Annotated in this window: 22 protein-coding genes; 11 read left to right on the top strand and 11 right to left on the bottom strand. The window is 28.8% G+C overall.

Going from position 1 to position 15115, the window contains the following annotated elements; all coding sequences use genetic code 11:
- Position 1 precedes the first annotated feature (1 nt).
- The 4 genes from ACTTAS_RS06510 (at position 2) to ACTTAS_RS06495 (ending at position 2206) form a co-directional block, all read left to right on the top strand.
- Positions 2-847: a bifunctional 5,10-methylenetetrahydrofolate dehydrogenase/5,10-methenyltetrahydrofolate cyclohydrolase gene (locus tag ACTTAS_RS06510; RefSeq protein WP_440678785.1), complete on the top strand. Its 846-nt coding sequence runs from the start codon at positions 2-4 to the stop codon at positions 845-847.
- A gap of 79 nt (positions 848-926) precedes the next feature.
- Positions 927-1130, top strand: coding sequence for a hypothetical protein (locus ACTTAS_RS06505; protein ID WP_262589965.1), 204 nt, complete (start codon positions 927-929; stop codon positions 1128-1130).
- Between the two features lie 3 nt (positions 1131-1133).
- Complete coding sequence (locus ACTTAS_RS06500; RefSeq protein WP_440613635.1) at positions 1134-1406, top strand: SHOCT domain-containing protein; 273 nt, start codon at positions 1134-1136, stop codon at positions 1404-1406.
- Between the two features lie 8 nt (positions 1407-1414).
- Positions 1415-2206 carry a TauD/TfdA dioxygenase family protein gene (locus ACTTAS_RS06495; protein ID WP_440678784.1) on the top strand — a complete coding sequence of 264 codons (792 nt, stop codon included), beginning with the start codon at positions 1415-1417 and terminating at the stop codon, positions 2204-2206.
- Here the strand turns inward: ACTTAS_RS06495 and ACTTAS_RS06490 are convergent, their stop codons facing one another.
- From ACTTAS_RS06490 to ACTTAS_RS06480, 3 genes are read right to left on the bottom strand one after another with little or no spacing between them, the layout of a single operon-like run.
- Positions 2207-3190, bottom strand: coding sequence for an MBL fold metallo-hydrolase (locus ACTTAS_RS06490; protein WP_440678783.1), 984 nt, complete (start codon positions 3188-3190; stop codon positions 2207-2209).
- A 4-nt stretch (positions 3191-3194) separates the two neighbouring features.
- Positions 3195-4286 (bottom strand): PQQ-dependent sugar dehydrogenase, encoded by a 1092-nt coding sequence (locus ACTTAS_RS06485; RefSeq protein ID WP_440678782.1) that lies wholly within the window; start codon positions 4284-4286, stop codon positions 3195-3197.
- On the bottom strand, positions 4261-4971 hold the full coding sequence (locus ACTTAS_RS06480; RefSeq protein ID WP_440678781.1) for an SDR family NAD(P)-dependent oxidoreductase: 711 nt from the start codon (positions 4969-4971) through the stop codon (positions 4261-4263). The genes ACTTAS_RS06485 and ACTTAS_RS06480 overlap by 26 nt, the downstream gene beginning before the upstream one ends.
- A 27-nt stretch (positions 4972-4998) precedes the next feature.
- On the opposite strand from ACTTAS_RS06480, the gene ACTTAS_RS06475 reads away from it, so the two are divergent.
- The 6 genes from ACTTAS_RS06475 to ACTTAS_RS06450 are packed head-to-tail and all read left to right on the top strand — an operon-like array spanning position 4999 to position 8081.
- The gene (locus tag ACTTAS_RS06475) at positions 4999-6489 is read left to right on the top strand and encodes a cryptochrome/photolyase family protein (protein ID WP_440678780.1); all 1491 of its coding nucleotides are present in this window, start codon (positions 4999-5001) and stop codon (positions 6487-6489) included.
- A 5-nt stretch (positions 6490-6494) separates the two neighbouring features.
- Positions 6495-6824: a hypothetical protein gene (locus ACTTAS_RS06470; RefSeq protein WP_262589956.1), complete on the top strand. Its 330-nt coding sequence runs from the start codon at positions 6495-6497 to the stop codon at positions 6822-6824.
- A 1-nt stretch (position 6825) separates the two neighbouring features.
- Positions 6826-6954, top strand: a complete 129-nt coding sequence (locus ACTTAS_RS06465) for a DUF2256 domain-containing protein (protein WP_262589955.1) — start codon at positions 6826-6828, stop codon at positions 6952-6954.
- Between the two features lie 5 nt (positions 6955-6959).
- Complete coding sequence (locus ACTTAS_RS06460) at positions 6960-7679, top strand: type 1 glutamine amidotransferase (RefSeq protein WP_440678779.1); 720 nt, start codon at positions 6960-6962, stop codon at positions 7677-7679.
- On the top strand, positions 7676-7867 hold the full coding sequence (locus ACTTAS_RS06455) for a hypothetical protein (RefSeq protein WP_440678777.1): 192 nt from the start codon (positions 7676-7678) through the stop codon (positions 7865-7867). The genes ACTTAS_RS06460 and ACTTAS_RS06455 overlap by 4 nt, the downstream gene beginning before the upstream one ends.
- Positions 7860-8081, top strand: a complete 222-nt coding sequence (locus tag ACTTAS_RS06450; protein ID WP_440678776.1) for a hypothetical protein — start codon at positions 7860-7862, stop codon at positions 8079-8081. Before ACTTAS_RS06455 ends, ACTTAS_RS06450 begins: the two co-directional genes overlap by 8 nt.
- 40 nt (positions 8082-8121) lie before the next feature.
- On the opposite strand, the gene ACTTAS_RS06445 is transcribed toward ACTTAS_RS06450, so the two are convergent.
- Genes ACTTAS_RS06445 through ACTTAS_RS06410 form a run of 8 tightly spaced genes read right to left on the bottom strand, consistent with a single transcriptional unit; the run spans position 8122 to position 14273 of the window.
- Positions 8122-8838 (bottom strand): methyltransferase domain-containing protein, encoded by a 717-nt coding sequence (locus ACTTAS_RS06445; RefSeq protein WP_440678775.1) that lies wholly within the window; start codon positions 8836-8838, stop codon positions 8122-8124.
- Between the two features lie 45 nt (positions 8839-8883).
- On the bottom strand, positions 8884-10026 hold the full coding sequence (locus tag ACTTAS_RS06440; RefSeq protein WP_440678774.1) for an FAD-binding domain-containing protein: 1143 nt from the start codon (positions 10024-10026) through the stop codon (positions 8884-8886).
- A 6-nt stretch (positions 10027-10032) separates the two neighbouring features.
- Positions 10033-10413 (bottom strand): phosphate-starvation-inducible PsiE family protein, encoded by a 381-nt coding sequence (locus ACTTAS_RS06435; protein WP_075504930.1) that lies wholly within the window; start codon positions 10411-10413, stop codon positions 10033-10035.
- Positions 10413-10871, bottom strand: coding sequence for a hypothetical protein (locus ACTTAS_RS06430; protein WP_262589950.1), 459 nt, complete (start codon positions 10869-10871; stop codon positions 10413-10415). Before ACTTAS_RS06430 ends, ACTTAS_RS06435 begins: the two co-directional genes overlap by 1 nt.
- A 53-nt stretch (positions 10872-10924) precedes the next feature.
- Positions 10925-11542, bottom strand: a complete 618-nt coding sequence (locus tag ACTTAS_RS06425) for a DsbA family oxidoreductase (RefSeq protein ID WP_440678772.1) — start codon at positions 11540-11542, stop codon at positions 10925-10927.
- A 4-nt stretch (positions 11543-11546) separates the two neighbouring features.
- Positions 11547-12734 carry an argininosuccinate synthase gene (locus ACTTAS_RS06420; protein WP_440678770.1) on the bottom strand — a complete coding sequence of 396 codons (1188 nt, stop codon included), beginning with the start codon at positions 12732-12734 and terminating at the stop codon, positions 11547-11549.
- A 4-nt stretch (positions 12735-12738) separates the two neighbouring features.
- Complete coding sequence (locus tag ACTTAS_RS06415; protein ID WP_440678769.1) at positions 12739-13248, bottom strand: invasion associated locus B family protein; 510 nt, start codon at positions 13246-13248, stop codon at positions 12739-12741.
- Positions 13239-14273, bottom strand: a complete 1035-nt coding sequence (locus ACTTAS_RS06410; protein ID WP_440678767.1) for an aldo/keto reductase — start codon at positions 14271-14273, stop codon at positions 13239-13241. The genes ACTTAS_RS06415 and ACTTAS_RS06410 overlap by 10 nt, the downstream gene beginning before the upstream one ends.
- Positions 14274-14352: 79 nt before the next feature.
- Here ACTTAS_RS06410 and ACTTAS_RS06405 point away from each other — a divergent pair, with 79 nt between their 5' ends.
- Positions 14353-15114, top strand: coding sequence for a Bax inhibitor-1/YccA family protein (locus ACTTAS_RS06405; protein WP_262589945.1), 762 nt, complete (start codon positions 14353-14355; stop codon positions 15112-15114).
- Position 15115 lies beyond the last annotated feature (1 nt).

The raw sequence follows: 15115 nt of genomic DNA, 5'->3' as shown, positions 1-15115 counted from the left end.
AATGATTTTAATTGACGGAAAAAAAGCTGCAGCTGAATTAAGAGAAGAATTAAAACAAGAAGTATCAGGACTTAAATCCAAATATAATAAAGTCCCCGGTTTAACTGTAATATTAATTGGAGATCTTACTCCAAGCCAAATTTATGTTCGTAATAAAGAAAAATCTGCAAACGAAGTAGGGCTAAAGTCAGATGTAATTAAATATCCTGACAGTGTTGAAGAAAAAACTGTTTTAGAAAAAATTGAAGAATTAAATAAAGATGAAACAGTATCAGGAATTTTAGTTCAATTACCGTTACCAAAACATATAGATAAGCAAAAAGTTATTGATGCCATTGATCCTTCTAAAGATGTAGATGGTTTTCATCCAATGAATGTAGGAAATCTTTCATCAGGTTATGAAAGCTCAGTTCCTTGTACACCTCTTGGCTGTTACTTGTTAATTAAAAAAATTGAACCAAATTTAAGTGGAAAAAAAGCAGTTGTAGTTGGTAGATCAAATTTAAATGGAAAACCAATGACTCAACTATTATTGAAAGAAAATTGTACTGTGACAATTACTCATTCAAAAACTAAAGATCTAAAAGCTGAATGTTTAGAAGCTGATATAATTGTTGCAGCAGTTGGAATACCTGAACTTGTAAAAGGAGATTGGGTTAAAAAAGATGCAATAGTAATAGATGTTGGTATCAATAAAACTGATAAAGGTATTGTTGGAGATGTTGATTTTGAAGATGTTTCAAAAAATGCAAAAGCCCTAACCCCAGTTCCAGGTGGTGTAGGCCCAATGACTATCGCTTGTTTATTAAAAAACACAATTGAGTGTTTTAAAAGATCACAAAAATAAAGACTTTTTATCTAAGTTTAATTGTCTCAAGGATATTTAAACTGATTAAATTACTGTTGTATTTGATAAACTAGTCTAGATGAAAAAACCTAAATACGAATACAGAATTGCAATTATAATGATTTTGTTAACTGCAGTTCCAATTGGAGCTACTCAATTGGGTTGGTATTTATATAATAAGCAAGTTGGATTTGATTTTGGAATGATTGCTGGAGTTTTTTCTGTTATCTTAGCTGGATATTTGATGTATGAAAAAGGTTGGAGAGATGAGGATGAGGATTAATTAATGGAAAAAATTATTTTTTTTGCTTTAGCAGTGCCAATTTTAGGATTTGTTTTTTACTTAGGTGGTTCTGCAATCATGAAAGGTTTTAAGGCTAAAGTTGATAATCGACCTAATAAAACTGAGGAAACAGAATCAGATTCAGAAACAGTAATTAGACCTTCAAATAGTAACGATCTAAGTTCTGAAATTTCTAAATTAAATGAGTTGTATAAAAATGGAGCTCTTACCCAAGAAGAGTTTGAGAAAGCTAAAAGTAAATTACTAAATAATTAAATTTAGACATGTTTAAGATAATTCCCAATAAAAAAAATATTGGGGCAGAGATTACTGGTAACGTTAAAAAAATTTCTAAAAAAGATTTTAAATTTTTTTTTAAAGCACTCGAACTTTATGGTATGATTTTTTTTAGAAGACAAAAACTAAATTCTTCACATTATATAGCGTTTGCTAAACATTTTGGTAAATTAGCAAAATATCCAAGACTAAAAGGATTAAGTAAGAAATATAAACAAATTACTGTCGTTCAAAGAAAAGTAACAGATAAAGGACCTAGTTTTGGAGAACAGTTTCACACAGACTCAATTTACACAAAAAAACCACCCAGATTTACAATGCTTTATTCTAAACTAGTTCCTAAAAAGGGTAGAGCAAATACTGAATTTTCCTCTCAATACTTAGCTTATGATTATTTGCCTAAATCAATAAAAAATAAATTACTCAAAGTGAAGGGAAGGTACTCTTCTGAAGGACCAATTTCAGTTACTACAAGAGAAAGAGTAAAAGAGAAGGGTAGAAAGATTGAAGAATTAAAATCTATTCATAAAATTATAAAAAAGATAAACTCTAAAAATACGATTTATTGTAGTCCCGGACATCTTGTAGGATTTTCTCCAAATTTAAAAAATTCTGAAAAAGTTAAAAAACAATTATTTAAGCACCAAGTTAAAAAAAAGTTTCAATACTCATTAGAATGGGAAAAAGATCAGTTAGCTATTTGGGACAATAGATCCATGCTCCACCAAGCTACCCCTTTTAAAGGGAATAGAATTATGCATAGAATAACTATATTGTAGTTATAATAATTCGTTTAAGGATTTTATCTCACCAATATTGAATGTAATTGCATCTTCTCTTTTAAATCCATAATTTTCTGCATTATCTTTAAATCGAATTGGTGGTTCCATAATTGGCTCTAAAGATAAAACAAAAGTCCCCCAATGCATTCCTAATACTTTTTTGCTTTTAAGATCTTTTGCTACATTTAAAGCTTCTTCTGGAGTTGTGTGGTAAATAGTTTTGTCAAACATTGGTTTAAAATTATATGCTCCAATGTTGATCATAGTAAGATCAATCGGACCATATTTTTCTCCAAGTTCTTTATAGATGTTTCCATAACCAGTATCACAAGCAAATAAAATTTTTCTATTTTTATATTCAATTAAAAAATTCCCCCACAAAGTTTTATTTGTATCTGTTAGACTTCTTTTTGACCAATGAACTGCTGGTAGTAAGGTTATTTTTAAATCACTATTAATATTTTTGTGATCATACCAATCCATTTCATTTACATCTTCATAATTCTTAAAATATTTTCCAAGGTTAAGTGGAACTAATACTTTTGCATTTTTGTATGGAAAATTTCTGATAGTTGACATGTCTTGATGATCATAATGATTGTGAGTTAATAAAAACAAATCTGTTTTTGGAATTTCATTCAGATCCAGTGCAGGTTTAGTAAATCTCTTTGGTCCAAATATTAACGGACCAGCATTTTTTGAAAAAACGGGATCGGTAATAATAGTTGTATTACCTAATTTAATTAAATAAGTGGCATGCCCAATCCAGGCAATGTAATCACCATTTTGGTATTTTTCTAAATCAGATTTAACTTTTTCTTTTTCGACAATATGCTCTTTTGGAAAATTAAGACTAATATTTTTTCTTAGTTTACTGAAAGTTCTATAAGAAAATTTCCCTGATCTAGATATTGCAATAGGTGAACCTTTAGGATTGCGAAAAGTTCCATCTGATAAATGGTGATAAGGTTTTTCTTTCATTATATTAATTATTTTTTTCCATTAGCCACAAATCATCTCCAGCTAAAAAGTAAATTTTTCCATCAATAGGGTGAACTTGTATGTCTCTAATTCTCCCAATTTTATCTTTAAAAATAATTTCCTCTTGAATTTCAGATGTGTTTGAAAATATTAATTTTCTTAAAGATTTATCTTTAAGAGAAGTAATTAATGCATGACCATTCCATTCTTCAAATTCTTTACCTTTATAAATTGTAATAGCACTTGCAGCAATTGATGGAACCCAATATTGAATGGCTTTTGTAAATCCCGGTTTCCATTTTGGACCAATTTTAGTTCCTGAGTAATTTGTCCCTCCCCAGCCTAAAATTTTCCAACCATAATTTTCTCCTTTTTTGGCCTCTCCAAACCAATCACCACCCTTTGCTCCATGATTGCTCATATAAATTTTTCCATCAAATTCTGAAAAAGTTAAACCCTGAGGATTTCTAACTCCAATCTGGTATATCTCTGGAAGCCATTCTGGCTTACCTTCAAACTTAGGGTTATCTTTTGGAATACTTCCATCTAAATTTATTCTAATGATACTGCCAGGATGTTGTGTTGGATCTTGAGCAATCATATTCATGCCTCTTTCTCCTGCAGAAGCAAACAAGTAATTTTCCTTGATAGCAAGTCTTGATCCAAAATGATAGCCAGATTCAATAGGTGGATTTGCTTGAAATATATTTTTAAAATTTAAAGAATTCTTATTTAAATCTGCTTTTGCAATTGAGGTGCTGGTTTTCCAGCCTCCTCTATTTTCTGAATATGAAATCCATAATTTCTTATCTTTATAAATAATATCTAAAAGACCACCTTGACCATGAACAAAATAGTTTAAATTATGTTCAACGTCAGAAATATTTTTTGAAACAATGTTTATTATTTTAATTTTGCCACCTTTTTCTGAAACAATTAATTCTTCACTATTAATGAAACTTGAACCCCAAGGTTCACTAAAAGACCCTAATTTTTCAAAATTATAATTTTTAGAATTTGCAGTAGAGGAAATTAAAATAAAAAAAAATATATAAATAAATTTTTTCACTTTATGAAAGTTTAGATCTTCCACCATCTACAGCTATAACTTGACCAGTGATCCAAGAACTATCTTCTGTAAGTAAAAATTTAGCAAGTGATGCTGAATCTTTTCCTTCCCCTAATCTTTTTAATGGATGAGCTTTTGCAATACCTTCTGCTAAAGCAGCATTTTTTAACATAGGTTCAGCAATTTTAGATTTTGTTAAGCTTGGTGCCACACAATTTACTCTAATGTTTGGAGCAAATTCTGCAGCTAAAGAAACAGTCAGACCTTCAACAGCTGCCTTTGCTGATGCAATAATTGCATGATTTGTAAAACCTCTTTGTGCAGCAACAGTTGAAAACATTACAATTGAACCTTTATTTTTTTTTAAACTTTCTTGATATCCCTTAATAGCTTCAACAGCAGAATAAAGATTTAGTTTCATGCACTTTTGAAAATCTTTTTCATTAATCATTCTAAGAGGTTTTAAATCTATAGATCCAACACAGTAGGCCAATCCTTTGATTTCAGAAACATCCGATTTAACTTTTTCTACAAAACCTTCTTCAAGAACATCTGCGATAGTGTGTGAACACCCAAGCTTTTCTACAATTGGAGCAAGTTCACTTTCATTTCTTGCAACTAAATGAATATCATTTCCTGAATTTTTTAATTGTTCTGCTAAACTAGATCCAATCGAGCCAGTTGCACCAAAAATAAGATATTTTTCTGACATAAAAACTTTTATTAGTTATATTTAAATATGAAGTTATTTTTTATACTTGGCAATCAATTATTTCCAACAAAATACATAGACCGCTTCAAAAAAGACCATCTATTTTTTATGGCTGAAGATAAGGATTTATGTACTTATGAAAAGCATCATAAACAAAAAATTTTATTATTTTTATCATCAATGCGATCCTATGGTGATCAGTTAAAGAAAAATAAATTTAAATTAGAATATATTAAAATTGAAGATAAAGAGTTTCATGATGATTATTTAAAAAAGTTAAAAAAAATTATTACTCAAAAAAAAATAAAAGAAATTTCTAGTTTCGAAATAGAGGATAAATTTTTTGAAAAAAAAATTTCTCAATTTTTAAAAAAAGAAAAAATTAATTGGAATGTAATTCAAACACCAATGTTTTTAAATTCTAGAGAAGATTTTAAAAATTATTTATCAAAATCAAAAAAACCATTTATGGCAACTTTCTATAAAGATGTTAGAAAAAAATCTGGAATATTGATGGGGTCAGATGGTAATCCAATCGGAGGTAAATGGAGTTTTGATGAAGATAACAGAAATAAATTACCAAAAGATATATCAATTCCTAAATTTCCAAAAATTAATGAAACTAGTCACACAAAAAAATTGAAGCCTATTATTGAGAAAGAATTTAAAAACCATCCGGGGAGCACAGAGAATTTTTGGTTTGCTACTGAATATGACGATGTGGTTAAACTTTTAAACTTTTTTATAAAAGAAAAATCTAATCTATTTGGTGATTATGAGGATGCTGTTGATCAAAAAGATAATATTCTTTTTCACAGCGCTTTAAGTCCTTATATAAATTTAGGCATAATAACACCTGAATTTGTAATCAAAAAAATTTTAGATTTTCATAATAAAAATAAAATTAGAATGAATTCTTTAGAGGGTTATGTACGTCAGGTAATTGGTTGGAGAGAATTTATGCGTGGAATTTACCAGTCTTACTCACAAGAAATGGAAATAGGAAATTTTTTTAAACAGAATAGAAAAATGAAAAGTTCATGGTATGAGGGTACTACTGGTCTTCCACCTTTAGATTATGCGATTAAAAATGCAGTTAATCATGCTTGGTCACATCACATTGAAAGATTAATGATCTTATCCAATATTATGAACCTTTGTGAGATAAAGCCTACAATTGTTTATAAGTGGTTTATGGAGATGTTTGTAGACTCATCAGATTGGGTAATGGTTCCCAATGTATATGGAATGGGATTGTTTAGTGATGGAGGGATTTTCGCGACTAAACCATATATTTGCGGATCTGCATATTTTATGAAAATGATGGACTTTAAGAAAGGTGATTGGTGTAACACCATGGATGGTCTTTATTGGAGATTCATAGATCGGAACAGAAAATTCTTTTTAAAAAATCCAAGACTATCAATGATGGTTAGAATTTTTGATAAAATGAAAGATGAGAGAAAAAAAATGATTTTATCAGAGGCTGATAAATTTATTAAACAAAATACAAACTAAACTTTATGTATATTGCCATTACTGGTTTAAAGCCAAAAAATTTTTTTTCAAAATTAAGATTTTGGTTGTTAGCAATCCCATCTTTTAGGGCAGCGCAAAAAGCTGAAGGAAACATATTTTGTGAAACGAAGCCATTTAACGGATACCAGCATACTTTAACAGCTTGGAAAGATAGAAAGCTGATGGTTAAATATTTAAATGGAACTGAGCACTCAAAAGCAATGAGAAATTTTAGAGCAATTGCAACAGGTTCTACATATGGTTATGAAAGCGATCATATTCCAAATTGGGATGAAGCTTTAGATCTTTGGAATAAAAATTTTAAAGAATATTAAATTGAAAAAACAAAACTTACCCTCAAAAATATGTCCTGTATGTAAAAGACCATTTACGTGGCGAAAAAAATGGAAACTTAATTGGGATAGAGTAAAATATTGTTCCAAGAAGTGTTCTAAGCTAAGTTAATCATAGTGAATATAATTGTACTACAACATATTAAAATAGAAGATCCAGGCTACATTAAAGATTTAATGCTATCTGATGGATTTAATTTAACCACAATAGAGTTAGACGAAGGAGAAAAAATACCAGAGGATCTTACTAAATTTGATGGAATGTTTTGTATGGGAGGACCAATGGATACCTATATGGAAAAAGATTACCCATGGTTAATTGAAGAAAAGAAAAAAATCAAAGAATTTGTTGTAGATTTGAAAAAACCATTTTTAGGTTTTTGCTTGGGTTGCCAATTATTAGGAGAGGTAGTGGGTGGTAAAGTTCTTAAATCAAATCCTGCAGAAATTGGTATTATGGATATTGATTTTTCTAAAGAAAAAGAAAACGATAATTTGTTTTCACAATTTCCTGATAAGATAAAAAGTTTACAATGGCATTCTTATGAGGTTCAAGGAATTGAAAACAATAATGATATAACTTTATTGGCTTCCTCACCAATTACTAAATATCAAATATTTAAATATCAAAACCACGCTTACGGAATTCAATTTCATATAGAAATAAAAGATACAACAGTCAATGAATGGGGATGTGTTCCTGAATACAAGAAAGCTTTAGAGTATCAGCTTGGCGGTGGTGCTTTAGAAAAGTTTGATCAATCAGCAAAAGATAACATGAAAGACATGAACAATTATTCTACAATTCTTTATAATAATTTTAAAAGACTCCTATGATTTGCATAAAGACCGAAATACCTAATGAGCTAAACAATATAGATGATGAACTTAAAGCAATCTATCACAGTAAAGATACAGTTTGTTTTTACGTTTTTAAAACAAGAGAGTTAAGAAATGAATTTTTAGAAAAAACAAAGGGTATGAATAAAAGTGAACGTGAAGAGATATATAAAAATTATGAATAATAAAATTTTTGAATGGGCAGGGGTTGCTACAGCAATATTATATTCTTTATTTGTGGCTTTAAACATAGGTATAGAATTTTTTGGTTTTTGCTTATTATTTTTGTCAGCTATTCTAATTGGAATTTGGGCTTACAGAGGTGGACACAAAGGAATTCTCTTACTGCAATTTTTTTATGCTACTGCTGGAATTATAGGTATGGTTCGATGGTTTTAATAAATAATAGTTTCATAATATTGATTAATAAAGTTTTAGATTAATCCCTTTTTATTTTATAGATGTTTAAAGTATCATTATTATTTTTTTCTTTAATTTTGCATTCAAAGTTTTTAAAGTTAAAGGGTTCTATTTCAATATTTATATCTCTAAATCTTCCTTCTGATTTTAACTCTTTATTTTTTTCTAAAGTTGGGGTTGAAGTAACGCCAAAAAAATTTATGTCTAAATTTCTAACAATATTTAAAAAACTTATTACTTGCTGATTTTTTAGATGTATAAAAACATCTCTGATTAAAATTATGTCAAATCCCTCTGGAATTTTGTCTTTAACTAAATCAAAAGTTTTAAAAGAAATTTTATCATTTGAATATTTTTTATTATTATTTTGAATTATTTCATCGACAATGTCTAAACCCAAGTATTTATCATAAGCATTATATTCATTAAGCAACAAATTCATCCACATAAAATCTCCACACCCAATATCTAAAATATTTTTTATATTTTTTTCTTTAAAAAATGCCCCAAGTTCTTTGGACATATTTGATGTGTAGCTTAAATTAGATCCAGGACCACTTCTTGAATTTTGCAAATCTGATTTCGAATAATTTTGCCAATGATTAGATAAATAAATATGTTTGAAAGTATTTTTTCTTATTTTTTCTCTTGAAAAAAAAAATTTAGAAAAATTTGAAACATAAAACTTTCTCAGCCAATAAGAAATTTTAAAAAATCTATTGGGGTTTTTGTTCATATTTTTTATTAATACTAAATTAAAATAAATTGATTATTATAAAAATTAAAATTTAATCTTGCTAATTATCAGAGGAATATAATTTTTAAAATTAAAAAATCCTTTATTGCAGTATTGCCAAGCAAATTGATCAAGATTTCTATATAAAAAATTTAAATATATATTATTTGAATTTAAGTAGTCTAAGTTTTCACCAATTGTTGGATACAAACCATAACAATTTTCAATGTCTGTCACTTCACTTATATCAATTAACTGAAAATCAATAGATTGATTTTTTAATCTTTTTCCTTGGTCTTCTATTAACTGAGATTTAAATTTCATTAATTTTTCACTGAGTTTAATAGATCTATTTTCGTTTTTGTTAGAAACTAAGTAAATTTTCTTAAAGTTTTTTTCTTTAAAGTCAGTGATTTCAAATGAGAGATTATTATCAAAAATTAAAAGATTTTTTTCTTCAATATTTTGTGGGTTAGTAAAATCTTGTTTTATTATTTGATAAGATTTTTCTGAAATTTTCGGAGGAGCGTTTTCGTTCAATTTTATGTTTTGGAATCTATTGTTAGTGAATTTTTTAATATTCCATTCACTAGCAAGATAGTGTTTGCCTTGCGTTTGAACACCTGCAACCCATCGCCATCCTAGAGTATTTGATGCAGCGTCTCCATCATAAAGATGTTTCATGAAAAATTCTGCACCTAATTGCCAAGGTAATTCTAAAGTAAAAATCCAAATACTAGCAAACCACATTCTTGTGTGATTATGCAAATAATTGTTTTCTTTTAGCTCGTTAACCCACTCATTGAAGCATTCAATATCTGTTTTTCCCTCAATTGCCGAGAGATAATTTTTATTATTTTGAAGTTCATTTTTTATTTGATTTAATTCAATAAGATAATCTGCCCAAACATTTGGTCTTAGCTCTAGCCAACCTTTCCAATAAGTTCTCCATAAAACTTCTTGAATAAATTTTTCATTTTTTGAAAAAGAAAATTTGCTTAGAGCTTTCTGGATGACTTCTTTTTCGTTTATAATTCCGTGTGTTATGTATGGAGATAAGCATGATATATTAGATCTTTTTTCAGGACCAAAATCAAAATTTCTTAATTTAGAATAATCTGCAAGACCGTTATCGATAAAATTATTTAATTGATTTAAGGCCTTAGCCCTTGAAGCTTCAAACATCATTTTAAATTATTTTGATTTTTTTTTCTTGAGACCCAATTTATCACTATGTCTCAATCTTAAGACAACAATTGCTCCTGCAATTAATAAAATCGCGACCGCTTCATAAACAAGTGCAGTAGGATCCATTTCTTTTCCTTGTAAAATAATAAATCGTGCAAGAGCAGTAATTGCAATAAGCAGTGGAAGGGTAATACTAATTGATTGTTGGTTCCAAAAAACTCTAACCATCGCCAGGACCTCTAGATAAAGAAACATTAATAGTAGATCAGCTAATGTTACAGATTGATTTAAGAACATATTTTTCATCTCAATTCCAACTGCAATAACTGTGCTGATTAAGATAATAACCATCAAAGCTAGTTGTAAGTTTTTTGCTATCTTGTCCATTATTTATCTTTACTAAATGGAAGCCATTTTTCAAAAACTGATTTTGACGGCCCATCATAAGGAATTGAATAAGAACTTGGATTAGGACTAGTTAATACTTCAATACCTTTTGAAAAAACAAATATAAATACTATCACAAAAACAATTACCATAATCTTAAATGGGTCAAAATTTTTAGTTTCAAATACACTGCTAGATCTTTCCTCTGCTTTATGAAATTGTTTAAAAGTCATATACACAGCAAAAATTAATCCTACATGCGCCACATAAAGACCTGCCCAACCAAATGCAAATGTTGTGTATGAGAATACATATAAACTGAAAACCGTAGTCCAAATAAAACTTAGAACTAAAAGAATTTGAAGTCTAACTGTTTTGGGTAGTGCTCTCAGATCATTTTTACTATCATCAAACAAAATGTTTGCAGCATCTTTCATCCAGTTTTTTAATGAGTCCATGTATTTAACATATAGTTTTAAAAAGTTATAACAAAGGAAAAATTGACTTAATTTTAGTTTAAGTTTGAATTTATTGCATTTTCCAAGTGTGTTACACTTTGAGCACCTGAAATAAAATCATTCCCTATTTCATAAAAAGGAACACCGCTTATATTCTTTTTCTTAGCAATTAATATTTTTGAATTTACATCCTCAATATTTTTATCATTGATAAAGTTTTTAAAGATTTCTTCAGAAATATCATGTTGTTTTGCAATATTATTTAAAACATTAATATCTCCTACGTCGAGACCATCAATAAAATATGATTGATAAATTTTTTCTTTTATCTGGTTTTGTATATTAAACCTTTCACTCAAAATTATTAGCAAATGAGATAGAACTGTATTTGGAGTTTTTTTTATTTTATCTAAATTAAAATTCATTCCAGACTCTTTTGCTTTTAATTTCATATTTTCATACATGGGATCTGCAAATTTTTTCCCACCAAATTTTATTTCAAGATATTTATCACGAGTTATTCCCTCAAGAGGCATATCTGGGTTTAACTGAAAAGGTATATGTTTAATTTCAAATTTTATGTTTGGAAATTTTTTAATCGCTGTATTTAAATTTTTATGACCTATGTAACACCATCCACAAATAGTGTCCGCAAATACATTTATTTCCATTTATTTATGAACGAAGTTTTTTTTTATGAAAATTAATAAATCTTTCAACATTAGATTTGTTAAATGTTTTATTTTCTTCAAAGGAAACTTTTTTCATAGAGTAGGCTGAACTATTTGTAATTCGAGACTCTATTATTACATTTCCTTTATAAAGTTTAAGTTTTACTGAGCCATTAACTTTGTTTCTTTTAAGGTCTACAATTTTTTGAAGTTTGAATCTCTCTTTTGAATACCAATAACCATTATAAATAAGTTCAGCATATCTTGGCATAATCTGATCTTTTTGATGCATTGTTTCTTTATCTAAAGTTACGGATTCGATTGCTCTATGTGCATGAATTAATAAAGTTCCACCTGGTGTTTCGTATATCCCTCGAGATTTTATTCCAATAAATCTATTTTCAACTAAATCAACTCTTCCTATTCCATTTTTTCCAGCAACATTGTTCAGCTTTTCTAATAGTTTAGAAGGAGACATTTTTTTTCCATTAATTGCAAAGGGATCTCCATTTTTAAAATTGATGGTAATAAATGAAGGCTTGTTTGGAGCTCTCTCAGGAGAAACTGTTCTTTGGAAAATAAATTCTGGCGCAGAATTTTTTGGATTTTCTAATACTTTCCCTTCCGTTGATGTATGAAATAAATTATCATCTACTGAAAAAGGTGGAGCACCTTTTTTATCTTTTGGTATTGGTATCCCATGTTTTTTCGCATAGTTAATTAAATCAGTTCTTGATTTTAATTTCCAAATTCTCCATGGAGCAATAATTTTTATTTTTGGTCCAAAGTAATGATAGCCTAATTCAAATCTTACTTGGTCATTTCCTTTTCCTGTAGCACCATGTGAAACTGCATTAGCTTTAAATTTTTTAGCAACTCTTATTTGGTCTTTGGCAATCAATGGTCTAGCAATAGAAGTCCCCAAAAGATACACGCCTTCATAAATTGCATGTCCTCTAATCATTGGATAAACGTAATCTTTTACAAAAACATCTTTTAAATCTTGGATAATAATATTTTTGACACCAAATTTTTTCGCATTCTTAAAAATTTTTTTTCTATCAATTTCTTGACCAACATCAGCGGTGTAACAAATTACTTCGGCGTTATAATTTTCTTGAAGCCATTTTAAAATTATAGATGTATCTAAACCGCCTGAGTAGGCAAGTACAATTTTATTTTTTGATTTCATTTAATTATGTACAAGCTTTTTTTGATGCGTTGTAAGCTTTGGTAAACCCTAGCAAGGAATAATGGTCAATTGTTTGAGATCCGTTTTGATTGTAACCGGTAATCATTATTCTTGATCCCTTCTTCATTCTACTAATCATTTTTACTTCAATTTTATTATCAGCAATCCACGCAAATCCCTGTTGCATTATATCAAACTTAAATTTGTTCTTTCCAGATGCAGCAATTACAGAATTCTTGTTATTAAATTCATATCCAGGAGTAACACTTACTTCATTTGAAATACTTTCTTCTGGTCTAAAAGTTACAAATAATTTAGCATCTCTTTTGTTTGATTTTGGCGCTTGAAGCACTGGTACTGATTGCGCAAAACATATTTTGCCACCAGGTTCATATACTATCATTGCCTCCCAATCTTTATATTTACCAATTTTCTTTACTTCCTGAGCAAATAAATGATTTGAACCCAAGATAAATAGAGTTGATAAAATTATTATTTTTTTAATTAAGGACATGGATTTGGATAAATTGTTTGAACTTGATTGATTTCTTCAATGACATCATTAGATAAATTTACATTTACACTTTCTATGTTGGTTTTCAACTGCTCCATTGTAGTTGCACCTATAATAACACTTGTCATAAAATCCTGTATTTCGCAAAATTTTAGAGACATTTGTGTGAAATCAAGACCATATTTTTTGCTGATATTAAAATATTCTTCAACTGCGCTCTCCGTATTAGGTTTTCTATATCTTGTCCAAAAATCCCAATCTCTTTGCATTCTTGATCCTTTTGGAAAATTTTTATTTCTATATTTTCCAGTTAAATATCCACTTGCCAAAGGTGAATAGGCAAGACAACCAATTTCCTCTCTAATAGAAACCTCGGCCAATCCAACTTCATATGTTCTATTTAATAAATTGTAAGGATTTTGAATAGACATCATTCTTGGTAAATTTTTATCTTTTGATAACTGCAGGAAATTTAATGTTCCCCAAGGAGTTTCGTTTGAAAGACCAACGTATCTTATTTTCCCAGCTTTTATATATTTATCTAATTCCCCAAGAACATCTTCAAATTGATTCCAATCATTTTCTTTATGAACATAACCAAGTCTTCCAAAATTATTTACATTTCTTTCTGGCCAATGTAGTTGATATAAATCAATATAATCTGTTTTAAGTCTTTTGAGACTATTGTTCAATGCTAACTCTAAGTTTGGACCTGTAAAACTATTTTCTCCATTTCTTAAATAATCTCTTGCTGGACCAGCAACTTTTGTAGCTAAAATAACTTCTTTTCTTTTTTTTGTTTTTTCAAACCAATTACCAATTATTTCTTCAGTGTCTCCATAAGTTTCTTTACGAGGAGGAACTGCATACAATTCAGCTGTGTCCCAAAAATTTACTCCATTGCTTAAAGCAAAGTCCATTTGTTCAAATGCTTCATCTTGAGTATTTTGTTCTCCCCAAGTCATTGTACCGAGACAAATTGTACTTACATCAAGATCGGTATTTCCCAATTTTTTGTAATTCATTAATGTTTTATGTTAACTATTTATTAATCTTTTAAGGTGTCTTGAATAATTGTTAAAAGACCATTATATATAACATATTATGGAATTTGATAAAAACGGAATATTAAATAGAGCAAAAGCAGCGCAACAAACTGCAGCTGTAATGGATGAAGGCTTAAGAGCCTACATGTTAAAAGTTTATAACTATATGGCAACAGGCGTGTTGTTAACTGGGATCATTGCACTAATAACATTTAAGATGTCAGTCGTAACTGATCAATCAGGTGCAATTGTTGGATTAACACAAATGGGGAACGCGATTTATTTATCAGGGCTTAAATGGTTGGTAATGTTAGCTCCTTTAGGTATCGTTTTTTATATGAGTTTTGGAATTAATAAAATGAGCGCCTCAAAAGCTCAAACAACATTCTGGGTGTTTGCAGCTTTAATGGGACTTTCATTGTCTTCAATCTTATTAGTTTATACTGGCTTGAGTGTTACTAGAGTGTTCTTCATAACTTCAGCAACTTTTGGAGCGATGAGTATTTATGGTTATACAACTAAAAGAGATTTAACTAAGTTTGGATCATTTTTAATGATGGGATTGATCGGCATAATTATTGCATCAATCGTTAATATTTTCCTAAAGTCTTCAATGATGTACTTTGTAATTTCAATATTAGGTGTTTTAATTTTTGTTGGTTTAACAGCTTATGATACTCAAAAAATTAAAAACATGTATGTTGCAAGTGACTCTGGTGAAATCGTTGGAAAAAAAGCAGTAATGGGTGCTTTAACATTATACCTAGACTTTATTAATCTATTTATAATGTTATTAAGACTTTTTGGTCAAAGACGATAAT

The sequence above is a fragment of the Candidatus Pelagibacter sp. HIMB1611 genome, from assembly GCF_052047715.1.
Classification (GTDB): domain Bacteria; phylum Pseudomonadota; class Alphaproteobacteria; order Pelagibacterales; family Pelagibacteraceae; genus Pelagibacter.
This window is presented reverse-complemented; position numbering and strand designations above follow the sequence as displayed.